Source organism: Mycobacterium sp. NGS45 (assembly GCF_059812645.1).
Genome location: NZ_JCALDB010000002.1, coordinates 14,907 through 33,914, shown reverse-complemented (window position 1 = coordinate 33,914; position 19,008 = coordinate 14,907). Strand labels below are relative to the sequence as shown.

Sequence of the window (19,008 nt, the reverse complement as noted above, 5' to 3'; positions counted from 1 at the left end):
GCCCGGCAGGCTAGGCCAGGGCAGCCGCCATCTGTGTGCGCGGAGCCGGCCGGCCTGTGAACAGTTCGACCTGGGTGTAGGCCTGGTGCAGCAGCATCTGCAGACCACTGATCACGGTGCCGCCGGCCGCGTCGACCGCGCGGGCCAGTGCGGTGGGCCATGGGTCGTAGATCGCGTCCAGCAGCACCGGTGCGGCGGCGACGGCTTGCGCGTGCTGGGCGGCCACGTCGGCCGGCAGCGTGCTGACCACCACCGCGGCCCGACTCACCGCCGCATGCAGGGCGTCGGTTTCCAGCGGGCAGTGCCGCGCGACCAACCCGATCCGCTCGGCCACCGCCACCAATTCGGCGGCCCGGTCGGGGTTGCGCGCGGCCACCGTCAGATCCTGCACCCCCAACTCGGCCAGTCCGACCAGTGCGGCCGGCGCGGTGCCGCCGGCGCCGAGCACCACGGCGCGGCCGGCTGCGGCGCCGATCGCGCCGGTGATGCCGTCGACGTCGGTGTTGTCGGCCAGCCAGCCGGAGCCGGTCCGCACCAGCGTGTTGGCCGAGCCGACCAGCTCGGCGCGCGGCGTGCACTCGTCGGCGAAGGCCAGCGCGGCGAACTTGTTCGGCATGGTCACCGACAGCCCCACCCATTCCGGGCCGAACCCGCCGACCAGTTCGGGCAGCTGCTCGGCCGTGCACTCGATCCGGTCGTAGGTCCAATCGGTCAGGCCCAGCGCCCGGTAGGCCGCCAGGTGCAACTGCGGGGACTTCGAATGCGCGATCGGTGACCCGAGCACCCCGGCCCGGTGCACCGATCCGGGATCAGCGTGCACTGTCGAGCACACCGTTGCGGCGGGCGATTTCGATGTTCGCCAGGTGCTGCTGGTAGTCGTGGGTGAACACCGTGGTGCCGTCGTTGTCGATCGTGACGAAGTACAGCCAGTCCCCCGGCTCGGCATGCTCGGCGGCGCGCAGCGCGTCATCACCGGGTGAGGCGATCGGCGTGGCCGGCAACCCGGGTGAGGCGTAGGTGTTCCACGGCGTGACGGTGGCCCGGTCCTGGTCGGTGGTCGCCACCTCCTGCAGATCCAGGGCGTAGTTCACGGTGGAGTCGAATTCCAGCTGCTGCGGTTGAGCCAACCGGTTGTAGATCACCCGGGCCACCTTGGCGAAGTCCTGCGGATGGGATTCCTTCTGCACCAGCGAGGCCACCACCAAGACGTCGTACGGCGACATCCCCTTGTTCGCCGCCGCGGTGAGCAGACCAACCTGACCGTAGTGCGCATTGCTGGTAGCGATCAGCGAGGCCAACACATCGGTGGGCGACGCCGACGGGTTGACGTCCCAGGTTCCGGCCGCGATCAAACCCTCGATGCGGCGGTGGTCGGCCCCCATCTCGGCGACCCGCGCCGAAGCCCAGTCCGGCACCTGCAGCGCCACCAGATCGGCGCTGCCGGCGGCCTGCTTGAGCGCAGCTGCCGGGATGCAGCGGCGCTCGCCGTCGAGTTCGACGCAGCTGGCGTTGGAGATCAAGGTGAATACCCCGGCCGTGACGGCGTCGGTCTTCACGTCGCGGGTGTCGTCGAGTTGGCGGCCTTCCGGGATCGTCAGCTTGCCCACCCGGGACTCCGGATCGGTCAACAGGTCCACCGCGCGCTGCGCCGGGATCTCGGTGCGCAACCGGTAGAACCCGTACTGGATGTCGGTGATGGCCTGGTTGCCGCGAGCGGCTTCCTTGAACGTCTTGGCCTCGGCGACGATGTTGGCGTCGGCCAGCCGCTGCGCGATCACCGCGGTGGTGTCGCCGGGCTGCACCTCGAACACCACGTCGGCGGTGCCCTCACCGGCGAAGTCCGAGGCCGAACCGGTCATCGAATGCCAGATCTTGGAGCCGACGAACACCAGCGCGAACAGCACCGCGCACAGCAACCCGATGGTGAACACCCCGACCCAGCGGCGGCGACGGCGTTGCCGTTCGGCGCGGGCTCGGGCCGTCCGGGACATCCTGCGACGCGGGGGTCCCACGGCGACCGGTTGGGCGCGTTCGCGCTCGTCGTGGTCAGTCATGCGGCCTTTCGGGAGATGAACTGCTCAGTACTGTACGACGCTGCTCGAGCCAGCCCTGCAGAATCGCGACAGCGGCGGCTTGGTCGACCACGGCGCGCTGGCCTTTGGCGCGGATCCCGGCGTCGCGCAGTGCTCGTTGCGCGGTCACCGTGGTGAGTCGTTCGTCGGCCATCCGCACCGGTATGCCGGGCAGCAGCGCGGCCAACGCATCGGCCATCTCGACGGCGTCGGCGGCTGAGGCACCGGCCCGGTCGGCCAGCGTGCGCGGCAACCCGACGACCACCTCGACCACGTCGTACTCGCCGACCAGTGTGCGCAGCCGCTTGAGGTGCTTGCCGGTGCGCTCCCGGCGCACCGTCTCGACCGGCGTGGCCAGGATCGCGTCGGGGTCACTGACCGCGACCCCGATCCGCACGGTTCCGACGTCGATCCCCAGCCGGCGGCCCCGCCCCGGGTCATCGGTGCCGGGCCGGTCCGGCACCCGATGCTCCTCGGCGCCCACCGCGGCTAGCTCCGGGCTACTTCGGCCCGCAGCGCAGCCAGGGCCGCCTCGATGCCGCCGGCGTTCTTGCCGGAGCCTTGGGCCAGGTCGGCCTTGCCGCCGCCGCGGCCGTCGACCGCCGCGGCGAGCACCTTGACCAGATCGTTGGCGCCCAGCCCCAGATCCTGGGCACCGGCGTTGACGGCGACCACGTACGGCACCGAGCCGCCGTCGGTTTGGGCGATCAGGGCGACGACGGCCGGTTCGGAACCGAAGCTGCCGCGGATGTCGCCGACCAGCGAGCGCAGGTCACCCGCGCTCATGTCCCCCGACATCCGCTGGGCCACCAGCCGGACCTTGCCGACGGTCTCGGCCCCGGCGGCCGCGTTGGTGGCCGCGGCGCGCGCCGAGGCCAGCCGCATCCGCTCGAGTTCCTTCTCGGCGGACTTGAGTCGGTCCACCAGGTTGGCCACCCGGGCCGGCACCTCGTCGGAGGGGACTTTGAGTGACGACGCCAGCCCGGCCATCAGGGCGCGTTCCTTGGCCAGGTGCTTGAACGAATCCAGGCCCACGTAGGCCTCGACGCGCCGCACGCCCGAGCCCACCGAGGACTCACCCAGGATGGTGACCGGACCGATCTGCGCCGAGCTTTCCACGTGGGTGCCGCCGCACAGCTCCAGCGAGAACGGTCCGCCGATCTCGACCACCCGCACGTCGTCCGGGTAGGCCTCGCCGAACAGTGCCATCGCACCCATCGCCTTGGCCTGGTCCAGCTTGGTGTGGAAGGTGTTGACCTGGTAGTCGGCTTCCACGGCCGCGTTGGCGACCAGTTCGATTTCGCTGCGTTGCTCTTCGCTGAGCGAGCCCTGCCAGTTGAAGTCGAACCGCAGATAACCCGGCCGGTTCAGCGAGCCGGCCTGAACAGCGTTGGGGCCCAACACCTGTCGCAGCGCAGCGTGCACCATGTGGGTGCCGGAGTGGCCCTGGGTGGCGCCGCGACGCCAGCTCGGGTCGACCGCGGCGGTCACGGTGTCGCCCTCCACGAACTCACCGGATTCGACGTTGATCCGGTGCACGAACAAAGTCTTGGCGATCTTCTGCACGTCGGTCACCTGGGCCCGGGCCGTACCGCCGGCACCCGAGATGCTGCCGACGTCGGCGATCTGCCCGCCGGATTCGGCGTACAGCGGGGTGCGGTCCAGCACGATCTCGACCCGGTCCGGGATGTCCTGGCCGGCCTCGGGCCGACCCGAATGCGACACCACCGGCACCCGTTTGCCGTCCACGAAGATGCCCAGAATCCGGGCTTCCGACGACAACTCGTCGAAGCCGGTGTACTCGGTGGGCCCGGCGTCGACCAGTTCGCGGTAGGCGCTCAGGTCGGCGTGCGCGTGTTTGCGGGCTGCGGCATCGGCCTTGGCCCGGCGGCGCTGCTCGGCCATCAGCTCGCGGAAACCGAGTTCGTCGACCGAAAGGCCGGCCTCGGAGGCCATTTCCAGGGTCAGGTCGATCGGGAAGCCGTAGGTGTCGTGCAGCGTGAACGCATCGGTACCGGACAGTGTGCTCTTACCGGCCGAGCGGGTGGCCGCCGCGGCGTCGGCGAACAGCTTGGAACCCGCGGCCAGGGTGCGGTTGAACGCGGTCTCCTCGGCCACCGCGATCCGGTTGATCCGATCGAAGTCGCTGACCAGTTCCGGGTACGACGGGCCCATCGCGTCGCGCACCGTGATCATCAGTTCGGCCATGATCGGGTCGTCCACACCGAGCAGCTTGGCCGCCCGGATGATCCGGCGCAGCAGCCGGCGCAGCACGTAGCCGCGGCCTTCGTTGCCCGGGGTGACCCCGTCGCCGATGATGATCGCCGCGGTGCGGGAATGGTCGGCGATGATCCGGTAGCGCACGTCGTCGGCGTGGTTGCCCTGCCCGTAGCCGCGCGGGGCGCGGGCGGCGACCACGTCGATCGCCGGACGCACCAGGTCGGTCTCGTAGACGTTGTCCACGCCCTGCAGCAGGCACGCGATGCGTTCCACGCCCATGCCGGTGTCGATGTTCTTGCGCGGCAGCGGCCCGAGGATCTCGAAGTCGTCCTTGGAGGTGCCTTCGCCGCGCTCGTTCTGCATGAACACGAGATTCCAGATCTCGATGTAGCGGTCCTCGTTGGCCACCGGGCCGCCCTCGACACCGTATTCCGGGCCGCGGTCGTAGTAGATCTCCGAGCACGGCCCGCACGGTCCGGGGATGCCCATCGACCAGTAGTTGTCGGCCATGCCGCGGCGCTGGATCCGCTCGGGCGGCAGCCCGGCGATCTCCTGCCACAGTTCGATGGCCTCGTCGTCGTCGTAGAAGACGGTGGCCCACAAGCGTTCCGGGTCGAAGCCGTAGCCGCCCTCGTCGACCGGGTTGGTCAGCAGCGACCACGCCAACTCGATGGCGCCGCGTTTGAAGTAGTCGCCGAAGCTGAAGTTGCCGGCCATCTGGAAGAAGGTGTTGTGCCGGGTGGTGATGCCCACCTCGTCGATGTCCGGGGTGCGGATGCACTTCTGCACGCTCGTCGCGGTGGCGTACGGCGGGGTGCGTTGACCGAGGAAGAACGGTACGAACTGCACCATGCCCGCGTTGACGAACAGCAGGTTGGGATCGTCGAGGATCACCGAGGCGCTGGGCACTTCGGTGTGGCCTGCGGTCACGAAATGATCGAGGAACCGTTTCCTGATCTCGTGTGTCTGCACTTGCTTGACTTCCTGGTTCGCTGGAGGAGTTTCGCCGGCCGTGCGCGCACTGCCGCGCCACACTTTCAACCGCTTAACACTACCGGTCGCCGCGAGCGGCCCGCATCAGCCGCCCAAGAAGCTCAATCGCACCGTGCGCTGCGGGTTGTCCCTGTTCAGGTCGACCAGTACCACGCTCTGCCAGGTGCCCAGCGCAGGTGTACCGCCGAGCACCGGCACGGTGATCGACGGCGCGACGATGCCCGGCAGCACATGGTCGGCGCCGTGACCGGGAGATCCGTGCGCGTGCCGATAACGATCGTCGCGCGGCAGCAGCCGCTCCAGGGCGGCCACCAGGTCGTCATCCGAGCCGGCACCGGTCTCGATGATCGCGACGCCGGCCGTGGCATGCGGGGCGAACACGTTGCACAATCCGTCCCCGCGCGCGGCGCAGAACCGTCGGACCCGATCGGTCAGGTCGAGGATGCGCCGGGTGGAGGTGTCGACGTCGAAGGCCTCGCTGTGCACATCGCCAGCCTACGTTTGTGCCGCTGGTCCGCCGGGTATTTCAGGTCGCACACACCGGCACGTCGAAGGAGCAGGCAATGACCATCACCGGAGTTATCAGCGCCATCCTGATCGGCGCACTCGTGGGCGTGCTCGCCCGCCTCGTGCTCCCCGGCAAGCAGCCCATCGGCGTATTGCTGACGGTTTTGGTGGGCATCGTGTCGGCGTTCCTGGGCACCGCGCTGGCGCGGGCCATGGGTGTGCCGACGGCCACCGGCGGGGTGGATTGGCTGGAGTTGCTGGTTCAGCTCATCGTCGCCATCGGTGGTGTCGCCCTGGTCGCCGCCCTGATGGGTCGCCGGCGCAGCGGGCTGCTGAACCGCTGAGCGAGGACCGCTGAGCGACGCTGGCCGAGGCTACCGGCCGGACCGGCGCACGATGGCCCGCAGTTTGGCCAGCCGAGCGGTGATCTCCCGCTCGGCGCCGTGCGTGGTCGGCCGGTAGTAGTCGGTGCCGACCAGTTCATCGGGCGGATACTGTTGCGGCACCACGCCGTCGGGATCGTCGTGGGCGTAGCGGTACCCCTGGGCATTGCCCAGGGCAGCCGCCCCCGAGTAGTGCCCGTCGCGCAGGTGGGCGGGCACCATCCCGGCCTTGCCGGCCTTGATATCGGCCATCGCCGCGCCCAGTGCGGTGGTGACCGCGTTCGACTTGGGTGCGGTGGCCAGGTGCACGGTGGCGTGCGCGAGCGTGAGTTGGGCTTCCGGCATCCCGATCAGTGCGACGGTCTGCGCGGCGGCCACCGCGGTCAGCAGCGCGGTGGGGTCGGCCATCCCGATGTCTTCGCTGGCCAGGATCATCAGCCGGCGCGCCACGAACCGCGGGTCCTCCCCCGCGGTCAGCATCCGGGCCAGGTAGTGCAGGGCTGCGTCGACGTCGGAGCCACGCACCGACTTGATGAACGCGCTGACCACGTCGTAGTGCTGGTCGCCGTCGCGGTCGTAGCGCACCGCGGCCTGGTCCAGCGACTGTTCGACCACGTCGACGGTCACCAGGGTGGCATCCGCCGGTGTTCCCGAGGCCGTTTCGGAAGCCACCTCAAGTGCGGTCAGGGCACGCCGGGCATCCCCCGCCGACAACGCCACCAGCAGGTCGAGGGCATCGGATTCCACCTCGACCTTGCCGGCCAGCCCGCGCGGGTCGGTGATCGCACGTTCGATGACGGTGCGGATGCCGTCGGCGCTGAGCGGCTGCAACTGCAGGATCAGCGACCGCGACAGCAGCGGTGCGACCACCGAGAACGACGGGTTCTCGGTGGTGGCGGCCACCAACAGCACCACCCGGTTCTCGACCGCGGCCAGCAGGGCGTCCTGCTGCGTCTTGGAGAAGCGGTGCACCTCGTCGATGAACAGCACGGTCTGCTCACCGGCGATGGCGGCGCGGCGCGCGACGTCAATCACCGCACGGACGTCCTTGACGCCGGCCGACAGCGCCGAGAGCGCCTCGAAGCGGCGACCGGTGGCCTGCGAGATCAGCGACGCCAGGGTGGTCTTCCCGGTGCCGGGCGGTCCGTAGAGGATCACCGAGGCCGCACCGGAGCCGTCGACCAGACGTCGCAGCGGCGAGCCGGGCCGCAGCAGGTGATCCTGGCCGACCACTTCGTCGAGGGTGGCCGGGCGCATCCGGACCGCCAGCGGCGACGACGGTCCGGCCGCCGGCAGACCCGAGGAACCCGGCTGCGGGACGTCGGTCGCGCCGGGAACGTCGAACAAGCCGTCGGACATGGCCTCAGGCTAACCAAACCGGCGCAGCAGAACGCGTCGGTGCGGGCCGCGCCCACCAGCGCGCGTCGGCGCCGGTCAGTCTCGCAGCGTGCGTCCCTGCGCGTCGGGGAGCTTGCCGGTCAGGATCAAGATCGCGTCGATCAGTGGCCAGATCCAGCCCAGGGTGCCCAGGGTCACCACCGTGATCGCGATCTGCGCGATGCCGATTCCGGTGTAGCCCAGATAGAACCGGCCGATGCCCAGCGAGCCCAGGAACAGCTGCAGCAGCCCGGCCACCAGCTTGCTCTTGTCCGAGAGGGGACGCCCCCAGGGATCGACGCCGAACGGTGCCCCCGGTTGCGGATAAGGCGATCCCCCGGACGGCGGATAGCCGGGCGCGGCCGGCTGCGGATATCCCGGTGGGGCCTGCTGGTATCCCGGCGGCGGCGGTTGATAGCCCGGCGGTTGGTAGCCCGGCTGTGGCTCGTAGCCCGACGGCTGCGGCTCGTAGCCGGACGGCGGCGGCTGGTAGCCCGGCTGCGGCTCGGATGCTGGATTGCTCACTGCAGCATGGTGTCACCTGCTGCCGGTACCGTCCATAGCTGCACCGGCGAATTCGCAGACTCCCGGCTCGGATCCGGGCGTGCGGTGTTGACCTGCTGCGCCGGCTGCGTGACGTAGCTGCGCTGGGGTGATAGACCTTCTCTATCGAGTTTTCGCCCGCTGACGTCTGGCAAGGGGTTTCGAGATGACCAAGCTGCACCGCCTCGGCCTGGTGTGTGTCGGGGCCGCTGTGGTTGCCGCCGGCACCGCAGCACCGGCCGGCGCGATCAACCCGCCGGCCGACGGCTACTACACGTTTTCGCAGGCCGGGCTGCCCAGCGCCACCTGGGAGCTGCAGAGTCTGTGTTCGCAGGCCAGCGGCACCCGCATCCAGTCCGACTACACCGACCCGACCATCCAGGCCCAGGGCTGCACGGTCAACTGGTCCAGCAAGACGCCGTCGCGGCTGACCCGCGACGAACGGTTGATCAACTTCAGCAACCGCGGCAAGCTGATCGACGGGCTGTGGACCATCACGATCAAGAACGCCGAAGGCAAGGAATGCCCGGGCGGCGGCTACTTGGAGACCACCGACAGCTACGCGTTTTCCGAGGTGTCGCTGACCGGCACGCACAGCTCGATCTGGGGCGAGGGCTGCGGTCTGCAGCCGGGCATGACCAAGGAGCCGTTCACGCTGTCGTTCATCGGACCGCTGGATCCGCCGGTGGACAACCGCTTCCCGATGCAGTGCGACTACCTGGCCGGTCGGCCCAGCATCTGCTCGTAACCTCTGGAAGCTAGGGCGCCTCGGGTGCGGTGACGAAGTCGATCAGTTCCTCGACCCGCCCGATCAACGCGGGCTCGAGGTCGTTCCAGTCCCGCACCCGCGACCGGATCTGCTGCCAGGCCCGCGCGATGTCCGCCTGGTTTTGATGCGGCCAGCCCAGGGCCTGGCACACGCCGTGCTTCCACTCGATGTGTCGCGGGATCTTCGGCCAGGCCCGCAGACCCAGTCGTTGCGGTTTGACCGCGGCCCAGATGTCGACGTAGGGATGCCCGACCACCAACGTGTGTGCCCCGGCGCGGCTGCGGCTGACCTGCTCTGCGATGCGCGATTCCTTGGAGCCGGTCACCAGGTGATCGACCAGCACCCCGAGCCGGCGGCCCGGTCCCGGCCCGAAGTCGGTGACGATGCCGGGCAGGTCGTCGACGCCGCCGAGGTATTCGACGACCACTCCCTCCAGCCTCAAGTCCGCACCCCAGACCTGCTCGACGAGTTCGGCATCGTGTCGGCCTTCGACGTAGATGCGGCTGCCGCGCGCCACCCGGGCCCGGGCGCCGGGTACGGCCACCGAACCGGATGCGGTACGAGTGGGTGCCACCGGTGCGGCCTTGCGCGGCGCGGTCAAGATCACCGGCGCCCCGTCGATCAGGTAGCCCGGCCCCACCGGAAAACCGCGGGTCCGGCCGTTGCGGTCCTCGAGGTCCATCCGGCCGTAGTCGACCCGGACCACCGCGCCGACGAATCCACTTTCGTGGTCCTCGACCACCATGCCGATCTCGACCGGCACCTCGGTGGCACGAACCTTGGTGCGCTGATGCGGGTTTCGGGACAGTACGTCATTGCCATAGCGGTCGGTCACGCCGGCGATGGTAGGCCGCGCGCCGCCCCGGCCCGGGACGCCGCACCGGCTCGTGACCAAATCGTGGCGTCGGCACACCCGGCGCGGATCAGACCCGACCGTCGGAGGACTGCTCGCTGACCACGGTGTGGATGAAGCGCATCTTGGTCAGCACCGGTCCCGGCAGCACGAACGGATACAGGTCGTCCTTGCCCATCGAGCGGTTCACCATGTTCAGGGCCCAGGCCAGCGGCAGCCACAGCTCGATCAGGCCGTCGAAACCGCTGGGGCCCAGCCGTTTCTGCACGAAGGCGGCACCCGCGGGCGCGAAGCCGAAGGCGGCCGCGGTGTCCAGCGTGTCGCGGATGTGCAGGTAGTGCGCAAACGTCTCGGCCCAATCCTCGGCCGGATGCATGGTGGCATACGACGACACGTGGTCTTGGGTCCAGCCCGGCGGGGGCCCCTGCTGGTAGTGCCGGTCCAGTGCCTCCTGATAGTCGGCGTCCGGGTCGCCGAAAAGCTCCTGGAACCGACTCCGGTACTCCGGCGACGGGTCGACCAGCCGGTAGTAGTAATAGTGACCGATCTCGTGGCGGAAGTGACCCAGCAGGGTGCGGTACGGTTCGTCCATCTCGATCCGCAACCGCTCCCGGTGCACGTCGTCGCCTTCGGCGAGATCCAGTGTGATCACGCCGTTCTGGTGGCCGGTGAAGACCGCTTCGTCCCGGCTGGACAGCAAGTCGAAGGCCAGCCCGTACTGCGGATCCTGATCGCGGCCAACGATCGGCAGGTTCAACTCGGTCAGCTCGGCGATCAGCCTGCGCTTGGCGTGCTCGGCGACCGCAAAGGCGCGCAGCATCTCGGTGTCGCCGTCGTGCGGCCGAGTCCGGGTCAACGCGCAGGACACACACAGTGGCGCGTCCTGCGGGTGGGCGGGGTCCACCCGGACCAACCAGTTGCATTCGGCCAAGTGCAGATTCGCGCACAGCCGGTACTCGCTGGCGTCCACCGCCCCACCGTGCCCGCCCTCGGCGCCCGCGGCGATCACCAGCATCGCCATATCCGGCAGCGAGAAGCCCACCGCGCTGCCGCACGCCAAGCACAGCGAGTTCTCGAAGGTCAGGTGCTGGCCGCACTCGGGGCAGCGGAAATCACGCATCGAGCACCACCTCGTCGCAGGGCGCCACGTCCACCGACACGTCGACCTCACTCTGCTCGGAGTCGGTGTAGATGACGCCGCGCAGCGGGGGCACGTCGGCGTAGTCCCGGCCCCAGCTCACCACCACATACCGTTCATCGATCATCTGTTCATTGGTGGGGTCCAGGCCCAGCCACTGATTCTGTGGCGTCCACACCGCCGCCCAGGCATGGGTGGCATCGGCACCGATCATACGTTCGCGTCCGGGTGGCGGATCGGTGGCCAGGTAGCCGGACACATAACTGGCGGCCAGACCGTTGGCCCGCAGACATGCGATCGCCAGCCGGGCGAAGTCCTGGCACACCCCTTCGCGCGCCGCCAACACCTCGGCAACGCCGGTCGACACCGTCGTCGACCCGGACCGGTAGGTGAAGTCGGTGAAGATTCGGGTGTTCAGGTCGGCGAGCACTTCGATCAGCGGACGACCCGGCGCGAAACTCGGTGCGGCATAGTCCCGGACCTCGTCGGTGATCTCCGGTGGCACCAGATCCAGGATGAACTCGGTGGCCAGGGCACCGTCCAGGCCGACCGGACGGGAAATCTCCCACGGCGCGAGAGCCGAACCCGCGCCGTACAATTCGGCCGGCGGCGGATCGACCTCGACCACCGCCCGGCTGGTCACGGTCAGCGTGCGGTGCTTCTCGGTGACGTGGAAGTAGGAGCTGAGGTTGCCGTAACCGTCCCGGCTGGTGGACCGATCGGCGGGTTCGGGGTCGATGTCCAGCCCGAAGGCCAGACAGCGCTGCCGGTCCGAGTCTCGCGGCGTCAGGAACCCGCGGCCGTAGGAACTGGCCACCACGTCGGAGTAGCGGTACACGGTCCGGTGAGTGATCGCATAGCGCCGGCGGGTCGGCGACCCGGCCGGTTCGGGCGCGTCAGCGGTCATGGCAGCCGGCGCCGTTGCTCGCCGCCCCACAGCGGCCGGGTGCGCCGCGGCAGGCTCAACTGAGCCGCGGTGAGCACACCGGAGAGTTCCTGCAGACCGGCGCACACGCCGTCGAGCAGACCGGCCAACTGCCGGCGCACGCCGTCGTCGTCGACGACGTCGAGTTCGGCCGGGTCCAGCCGGCGCAATCTGGTCATCACCTCGTCGACCACCCGCTCACCGCGCGACGAACCGGCCACCACCGGCAAGCTGCGCAGACCGGCCCGCAGCCGCTCGAGTTGATAGACCAGCGAGCGCGGGTTCTGGGCGTCGAACAGCAGCAGTTCGGCCACCGCGGCCACACTGATCTTGCCCAGGTTGCGTCGCCGGTAGATCACCGCGGACTCCGAGACCACCAGCACCGATTCGGTGATCGCGCGCTGGGCTTCCGGGCTGCGCCGTTCGCACATGGTGGACCGCAGCAGCGCCGCCAACCCCACGCCGCGTTCGATCCGCTTGCCGATGTCCATCATGGTCCAGCCGGCATCCTGCACGGTCGATTCGGCCAACACCCCGGACAGCGCGAGCATCCCGGCCAGGGTGCGGGCATGCGCGTGCGCCATCTCCGGTTCGCCGCGCAGTTGGGTGTCCGGTGGCATCGCGGTGACCAAGGTGTGCAGCACCGCACGGTCCACACCGGCCAGCACCATCCAGGTGTCGTTGGACATCTGGTCGCGCACGCCGCGCGCCGCCGACCCGAGCCGCTCCACCGACTGCGCCAGCGAACCGTCCCGCATCCGGTCGAAGGTCAACGACCACAACGTGGTCGGGGCGATCGCGATCAGCTCGGCGCGGTCCCCGCCGCCGATGTCGGAGCCGGTGATCGAACCCAGCGCCGTCAACAAAACAGGGACGCATTCGCTGGCGTCGTGATCCTGTCGTTTGCGGAATTCGTGGTAACGCTGCCGGGTCACGGTCAACAACCGCGCGGTGGCCTCGGCCCGCTCGGAGTAGCGTCCGGTCCAGAACAGGTCGGCCAGCACCCGGGGCGAACTGACCAGGCCCGGGCCGGCCGCGGTTTCGGTGGGCAACTCCACCGACGGCACCGTGACGGCTTCCTCGGTTCCGGTGCGCGCCGCCGGTAGCACCCAAACATCTTTGGCGGCAACGGTCTCGAGGGCGAAGGCAGCAGCGCCGGGAGCCACCACGTAACCGAGCCCACCGATCATCGGCGCGTAGCCGCCACGCTGTGCCACCGAGAACAGACGCATACCCACGCTGTGCGGGGCCAGCCCGTTCGGGGCGTATGCACTTGGCGCGGAAGAGAACTCCGGTGGCTCCTGCCCGATCCAGCGCCACGGTTCGGCGGTGATCCGGTCGGCCAGAGCTGCCCGCTGCGCCGACGACAGGGTGGCACCCACGATGGTCGGGCCACCCGATGCCGACTTGATCAGCAGCGAGTCCAGATTGGCCAGCAGATGCGAGCGCTCGACGCCGATGCCGGCCCAGTAGCTCGGTGCGCTTCCCAGCAGCGGCGTCTCGCCCAGCAGGGTTTTCGCCAGTTCGGGCAGAAACCGGGCGATGGCGGGGCTTTCCAGGATTCCCGACCCCAAGGTGTTGACCACCGACACCGTGCCCCGCCGCTGCGCCTCGACCAGGCCCACCACACCGAGTTGCGAATCAGCCCGCAGGTCCAGTGGGTCGGCGTACGCCGCGTCCACCCGGCGCAGCACCACGTCGACGCGTTCGAGGGTGCCCAAAGATCTCATCCACAACCTGCCGTCGCGAACCACCAGATCTGTGCTCTCCACCAGCGGGAAACCCAGTGCGGATGCCAAATAGGCTTGGTCGAAGGCGGTTTCGGAGTGCATACCGGGGCTGAGCACCACCACCATCGGGTCCTCGGCCGCCTCCGGCGCCGCCTCGATCAAAGCCAGCCGCAGCGCCTGGGCGAACGGGGACGTCGCGCGTGGCGCCAGCCGCTCGTAGAGTTCCGGGACCGCGTGCGCGACCACCCGCCGGTCGGCCAGCGCGTAACCGGCGCCCGAGGGCGCCTGGGTCCAGTCGGCGTTCACCACGAACCCGCCGGCGCTCGAGCGGCTGACATCGCAGCCGTGCAGGAACAGTTGGTGCGGTCCGGGCAGCGCGATGCCGCGCGCGGCCCTCAGATAGCCGGGATGGGCGAACACCAACTGGGCCGGGATCGCGCCGCTGGTCAGGCACCGCTGGTCGCCGTACAGGTCGGCGAGTACCGCATCGAGCAGTCGGGAACGTTGCAGCAGCCCGGATTGCAGGGCGTCCCAGTCCGACGAGCACACCAGCAGCGGGATGCCGTCGAGTTGCCACTGCTGCGGGCCTGCGCTCAACTGGGCAGGCGCGTCCGCGTCGGCCTGCACCCGGGTGTAGCTGATGCCCTCGGCGTCCACCAGGGTGGCCACGTCGGCGCGCAACTGGCTCAGACCGGCGGACCCGCGCGCGCTGACCACCTCGGCCAGCTCCCGCCAGGCCGGGCGCAGCTCGCCGGATGGGTCGAAGAGCTCGTCGTAGCCGTCTTCAGCCGGTTCGTCCGGCTCGAACAGGGGTTCTTGACCGCGCGCTGCGCGGTAACCGGCCAGCAGGTCAGGCTCGGTGCCGGCAGCCGCGGCATCGAGTCCCCAGCTTGGCAGCGGCACCGACACCTCGTCTCTCCTCCACTCCGGCCCGACTTGTTCTGCTGTCCGGACACCTCGATGGTCCCGCGCTGACCGTACCGCGAGCAGTCGGCAACCCACAGGTCCGACCACTCCATGGTGCTCCGAATCGCCTCGGTGCTGACTCTCGGCGGCGCATACTGTGCTCAGCCAAGGCCGTGGGGGCAGTGATGGACGAACGACACCTGGACGCAGTGATCGTCGGCGCCGGCTTCGCCGGACTCTACGCAATCCACCGGTTGCGCGGCCTGGGCATGTCGATCCAGGTCTTCGAAGCCGGCGACGACGTCGGCGGCACCTGGTACTGGAATCGCTATCCCGGTGCCCGAGTGGACATTCCGAGCCTGGACTACATGTACAGCTTCGATCCGGACTGGCAGCAGGACTGGTCCTGGTCGGAGAAGTACGCCACCCAGCCGGAAATCCTGCGCTATCTCGAGCATGTCGCGGACAAGTTCGACCTGCGCCGCGACGTGCAGTTCGGCACCCGGGTGACAGCGGCGCACTGGGACGAGACCGCGCGACGTTGGCAGGTGCGCACCGACCGCGGCGACGACGTCAGCTGCCGTTATCTGGTGCTCGGGACCGGGGTGTTGTCGGTCCCCAAGGAACCCGACATCGACGGCGTCGAGCGGTTCACCGGTGCCACCTACTACACCAATCGGTGGCCGCATCGACCCGTCGACTTCACCGGACAACGGGTCGCGGTGATCGGCACCGGCTCCTCGGGTATCCAGTCCATCCCGCTGATCGCCGCGCAGGCTCGCGAACTCACGGTGTTCCAGCGCACGCCGTGCTTCTCGCTGCCGGCGCACAACGGCCCGGTGCCGGCCGAGCGGTTGGCCACGGTGTCCACCGACGAGAGCGGCTATCGGCGGGCGGCTCGGGAATCGTTCGGCGGTGCGCCGATGGAGCGCTCTCAGACACTGACGTTCGCGGTGTCGGACGACGACCGGGCAGCCCGCTACGAGCAGGCCTGGCAGACCGGCGAACTGCTCGACACCTGGAACCTGTTCGCCGACCTGATGAGCAACCCGGATGCCAACGACGCGTTCGCCGAGTTCGTCCGCAGCAAGATCCGCGCGGCCGTGCACGACCCGCAGACAGCCGAAAAGCTGTGCCCCACCAGCTATCCGGTGGGCGCCAAGCGCTTGTGTCTGGACACCGACTACTTCGCCACCTACAACCGGCCCAATGTCCGACTCGTCGATCTGCAGCAGAATCCGTTGCTGGGCATCACCGAGACCGGAATCGACACCGCGACGCAATCCTTCGAATTCGATGCCATCGTGTTCGCCACCGGCTTCGACGCGATGACCGGCGCGATCAATGCGATCGACATCGCGGGCCGGGCCGGAGCTCGCCTGAAATCCAAGTGGGCGCCCGGCCCATCGACCTATCTCGGGCTCACCACGGCCGGTTTCCCCAACCTGTTCCTGATCACCGGGCCGGGCAGCCCTTCGGTGCTGTCCAACATGGCGGTGTCGATCGAAGAGCACGTCGACTTCGTCGCCGACACCTTGGCGTATCTGCGCTCGCACGGATTCGACACCGTCGAGGCCACCGAGACCGCCGAGGCGGGCTGGATGCAACACGTCGCCGACGCCGCGGCGATCACCCTGTTCCCCCAGGCGAATTCGTGGTACATGGGTGCCAACGTGCCCGGTAAGCCGCGGGTGTTCATGCCATATGCCGCGGGAGTCGATTTCTATCACCGGGTCTGCCAGGAAGTGGCGAACCGGGACTATCTGGGTTTCCGGTTGACCGGACCGGACGCCAGCAGCTGCCACGACGGAGTGGTGCGCCAACTGCAACCCGATGTACAGATGGTGCTCGAACAACTCGCGGAGTTGAACCCGCCGGCATTCGAGTCGCTACCGGTCGACGCGGCCCGCGAGATGTGGATGCTGAGCGTGGCGGAAATGCCGCCCGGACCGGACGTAGGCGAGGTCGTGGACGGCACCCTGCCCGGCCCGGCCGGCGAGCTGGCCTACCGGTTGTACCGTCCCGCCACGCCGGGACCGCATCCGGTCATCGTCTACTTCCACGGTGGCGGTTGGGTTTTGGGGAACACCAGCACCGACGACCCGCTGTGCCGGGATCTGTGTGTGCGCACCGGCGCGCTGATCATCTCGGCGGACTACCGGCACGCCCCGGAGCACCGCTTCCCGGCCGCGATCGACGACGGTTGGGCCGCCCTGCAGTGGGTGGCCGGCAACGCCGGTGCGCTCGGGGGTATCCCGGGACGGCTGGCGCTGGCCGGGTGGAGTGCCGGCGCCAACATCGCGACCGTGCTGTGTCAACGCGCTCGCGACGAAAACGGCCCGTCGATCCAGCGGCAGGCGCTGCTGTGTCCGGTCACCGACACCCGCGAATACCCGTCGCACCGAGAGAACGCCGAAGGCTACGGATTGACCTCGGCACTGATGGCATGGTTCCACGCGCATTACGCGGACCCGACCGACGCCGACGATCCGTGGTTGGCGCCGCTGCGCGCCGACCTGTCCGGGCTGCCACCCGCGATCGTCGTCACCGCCGAGTTCGATCCGCTGCGCGACGAGGGCGATGCCTACGCCAAGGCGCTGGCCGACGCCGGGGTTCCGGTCGAGCACCTGCCCGCCCGCGGGCACACCCACCTGTCGGTGACCATGGTCGACCTGGTGGTCTCGGGAGCCCCGATCCGCGCGGAACTGGCCCGCTTCCTGCAGTGATTTCGGTGCGTTTGGGTGCGCTGCGCGCCCCCAAACGCACCGAAATCACTCCTCGGGTTTGGCGTCGATCCCGGCTTCCCTGCGCTGCTGGGCGGTGATCGGGGCGGGCGCATCGGTCAGCGGGTCCACACCGCCGCCGGTCTTGGGGAACGCGATCACCTCGCGGATCGAGTCCTCGCCGGCCAGCAGCGCTGTGATGCGGTCCCAACCGAACGCGATCCCACCGTGCGGCGGTGCGCCAAAGCTGAACGCATCCAACAGGAATCCGAACTTGTCCTGGGCTTCCGCGGCGCCGATGCCCATCATCGCGAACACCCGTTCCTGCATGTCGCGGCGATGGATACGGATCGACCCGCCGCCGATCTCGTTGCCGTTGCAAACGATGTCGTAGGCGTTGGCCAGCGCGCTACCCGGATCGGTGTCGAAGGTGGCCTCGGATTGCGGTTGCGGCGCGGTGAAGGCGTGGTGCACCGCGGTCCAGGCCCCGGAGCCGACGGCGACGTCACCGGAGGCGGTGGCGTCCTCGGCTGCCTCGAACAGCGGCCAGTCCACCACCCAGGTCAGCGCCCACGCATCCGGGTCGATCAGGTCGAGCCGCTTGGCGATCTCGCCGCGGGTGGCGCCCAGCAGCGCGCGCGCCGACTTGGCCGGCCCGGCCGCAAAGAACACGCAGTCCCCGGGCTGCGCGCCGACGTGTGCGGCCAACCCGTCGCGTTCGGCGTCGGAGAGGTTCTTGGCCACCGGTCCGCCCAGGGTGCCGTCCTCGCCGACCAGCACGTAGGCCAGGCCCTTGTGACCGCGCTGCTTGGCGAACTCCTGCCAACCGTCCAACGTGCGCCGCGGCTGCGACGCACCTCCGGGCATCACCACCGCACCGACGTAGGGCGCCTGGAAAACCCGAAACGGGGTATCGGCGAAGTATTCGGTGCACTCCACCAGTTCGACGCCGAACCGCAGATCCGGCTTGTCGGTGCCGAACCGACGCATGGCCTCGGCGTAGCTGATCCGCGGCAGCGGGGTCGGCAGGTCATAACCGATCAACGCCCACAGTGCCTTGAGCACCTGCTCGGATACCGCGATGACGTCGTCGGCGTCGACGAAGCTCATCTCCATGTCCAGCTGGGTGAACTCGGGCTGACGGTCTGCGCGGAAGTCCTCGTCGCGGTAGCAACGCGCGATCTGGTAGTAGCGCTCCATACCGGCGACCATGAGCAGCTGCTTGAACAGCTGCGGGCTCTGCGGCAGCGCGTAGAACGAGCCGGGCTGCAGCCGGGCCGGCACCAGGAAGTCGCGCGCGCCTTCCGGGGTGGAGCGGGTCAGCGTCGGGGTCTCGATCTCGACGAAGTCGTGTTCGGCCAGCACCCGGCGGGCGGCCGCGTTGACCTGGGAGCGCAGCCGCAGCGCCCGGCCCGGGCCTTCCCGGCGCAGGTCCAGGTAGCGGTACTTGAGTCGGGCTTCCTCGCCTGCGGTCTCGTCGAGCTGGAACGGCAGCGGAGCGCTTTCCGACAGCACGGTCAGGCTGGTGGCGTTCACCTCGATCTCGCCGGTGGCGATGTCCGGGTTGGCGTTGCCCTCCGGGCGGATCTCGACCACACCGGTGACCGCGACGCAGAACTCGGCGCGCAACCGGTGCGCCTGGTCGAGCACATCGGCGGCCCGGAACACCACCTGCGCGACCCCGTAGGCGTCGCGCAGGTCGATGAAGATGACGCCGCCGTGGTCGCGACGACGCGCCACCCAACCGGCCAGCGTCACCGTCTGACCGGCGTCGGCGGCACGCAACGAACCGGCGGTGCGGGTGCGCAGCACTACATACTCCTAGAGTCGGGGGCCCGAGACGACTGACCAGTCTATGAGGTGGCGTAC

Annotated in this window: 15 protein-coding genes; 3 read left to right on the top strand and 12 right to left on the bottom strand. The window is 69.2% G+C overall.

Features of this window, described 5'->3' with window-relative positions; genetic code table 11:
- Positions 1-10: 10 nt before the first annotated feature.
- The 5 genes from AC5Y3P_RS02430 to AC5Y3P_RS02410 all read right to left on the bottom strand — a co-directional run bounded on the left by AC5Y3P_RS02430 (position 11) and on the right by AC5Y3P_RS02410 (position 5,771).
- The gene (locus tag AC5Y3P_RS02430) at positions 11-820 is read right to left on the bottom strand and encodes a shikimate dehydrogenase (protein WP_500044310.1); all 810 of its coding nucleotides are present in this window, start codon (positions 818-820) and stop codon (positions 11-13) included.
- Entirely contained in the window at positions 810-2,054 is a 1,245-nt protein-coding gene (mltG, locus tag AC5Y3P_RS02425) for an endolytic transglycosylase MltG (RefSeq protein ID WP_500044309.1), read from the bottom strand. Before mltG ends, AC5Y3P_RS02430 begins: the two co-directional genes overlap by 11 nt.
- Positions 2,047-2,556, bottom strand: a complete 510-nt coding sequence (ruvX, locus tag AC5Y3P_RS02420; protein WP_500044308.1) for a Holliday junction resolvase RuvX — start codon at positions 2,554-2,556, stop codon at positions 2,047-2,049. The genes mltG and ruvX overlap by 8 nt, the downstream gene beginning before the upstream one ends.
- A gap of 5 nt (positions 2,557-2,561) precedes the next feature.
- Positions 2,562-5,264, bottom strand: coding sequence for an alanine--tRNA ligase (gene alaS, locus AC5Y3P_RS02415; protein WP_500044307.1), 2,703 nt, complete (start codon positions 5,262-5,264; stop codon positions 2,562-2,564).
- A gap of 105 nt (positions 5,265-5,369) precedes the next feature.
- A complete protein-coding gene (locus tag AC5Y3P_RS02410; RefSeq protein WP_500044306.1) occupies positions 5,370-5,771 on the bottom strand; it encodes a YjbQ family protein in 402 nt (133 codons plus the stop codon).
- Positions 5,772-5,848: 77 nt separating this feature from the next.
- On the opposite strand from AC5Y3P_RS02410, the gene AC5Y3P_RS02405 reads away from it, so the two are divergent.
- On the top strand, positions 5,849-6,136 hold the full coding sequence (locus tag AC5Y3P_RS02405) for a GlsB/YeaQ/YmgE family stress response membrane protein (RefSeq protein WP_500044305.1): 288 nt from the start codon (positions 5,849-5,851) through the stop codon (positions 6,134-6,136).
- Positions 6,137-6,166: 30 nt separating this feature from the next.
- Here the strand turns inward: AC5Y3P_RS02405 and AC5Y3P_RS02400 are convergent, their stop codons facing one another.
- Together AC5Y3P_RS02400 and AC5Y3P_RS02395 are read right to left on the bottom strand one after the other, a co-directional pair.
- Positions 6,167-7,534 (bottom strand): replication-associated recombination protein A, encoded by a 1,368-nt coding sequence (locus AC5Y3P_RS02400; protein ID WP_500044304.1) that lies wholly within the window; start codon positions 7,532-7,534, stop codon positions 6,167-6,169.
- 75 nt (positions 7,535-7,609) lie between these two features.
- Positions 7,610-8,077 (bottom strand): TM2 domain-containing protein, encoded by a 468-nt coding sequence (locus tag AC5Y3P_RS02395; RefSeq protein ID WP_500044303.1) that lies wholly within the window; start codon positions 8,075-8,077, stop codon positions 7,610-7,612.
- A 184-nt stretch (positions 8,078-8,261) separates the two neighbouring features.
- On the opposite strand from AC5Y3P_RS02395, the gene AC5Y3P_RS02390 reads away from it, so the two are divergent.
- Positions 8,262-8,843 (top strand): hypothetical protein, encoded by a 582-nt coding sequence (locus AC5Y3P_RS02390; RefSeq protein WP_500044302.1) that lies wholly within the window; start codon positions 8,262-8,264, stop codon positions 8,841-8,843.
- Between the two features lie 10 nt (positions 8,844-8,853).
- Here AC5Y3P_RS02390 and AC5Y3P_RS02385 read toward each other — a convergent pair whose 3' ends face one another.
- From AC5Y3P_RS02385 to AC5Y3P_RS02370, 4 genes are all read right to left on the bottom strand, one after another.
- The gene (locus tag AC5Y3P_RS02385; RefSeq protein ID WP_500044301.1) at positions 8,854-9,699 is read right to left on the bottom strand and encodes a DUF3097 domain-containing protein; all 846 of its coding nucleotides are present in this window, start codon (positions 9,697-9,699) and stop codon (positions 8,854-8,856) included.
- A gap of 88 nt (positions 9,700-9,787) precedes the next feature.
- Positions 9,788-10,837 (bottom strand): zinc-binding metallopeptidase family protein, encoded by a 1,050-nt coding sequence (locus tag AC5Y3P_RS02380; RefSeq protein WP_500044300.1) that lies wholly within the window; start codon positions 10,835-10,837, stop codon positions 9,788-9,790.
- Positions 10,830-11,762 (bottom strand): transglutaminase family protein, encoded by a 933-nt coding sequence (locus AC5Y3P_RS02375; RefSeq protein WP_500044299.1) that lies wholly within the window; start codon positions 11,760-11,762, stop codon positions 10,830-10,832. The genes AC5Y3P_RS02380 and AC5Y3P_RS02375 overlap by 8 nt, the downstream gene beginning before the upstream one ends.
- Entirely contained in the window at positions 11,759-14,413 is a 2,655-nt protein-coding gene (locus AC5Y3P_RS02370; RefSeq protein ID WP_500044298.1) for a circularly permuted type 2 ATP-grasp protein, read from the bottom strand. Before AC5Y3P_RS02370 ends, AC5Y3P_RS02375 begins: the two co-directional genes overlap by 4 nt.
- A gap of 188 nt (positions 14,414-14,601) precedes the next feature.
- Between AC5Y3P_RS02370 and AC5Y3P_RS02365 the strand changes: the two genes are divergently transcribed.
- Positions 14,602-17,142 (top strand): flavin-containing monooxygenase, encoded by a 2,541-nt coding sequence (locus tag AC5Y3P_RS02365; RefSeq protein ID WP_500044297.1) that lies wholly within the window; start codon positions 14,602-14,604, stop codon positions 17,140-17,142.
- Positions 17,143-17,187: 45 nt separating this feature from the next.
- Here AC5Y3P_RS02365 and aspS read toward each other — a convergent pair whose 3' ends face one another.
- Positions 17,188-18,951: an aspartate--tRNA ligase gene (aspS, locus tag AC5Y3P_RS02360; RefSeq protein ID WP_500044296.1), complete on the bottom strand. Its 1,764-nt coding sequence runs from the start codon at positions 18,949-18,951 to the stop codon at positions 17,188-17,190.
- Positions 18,952-19,008 lie beyond the last annotated feature (57 nt).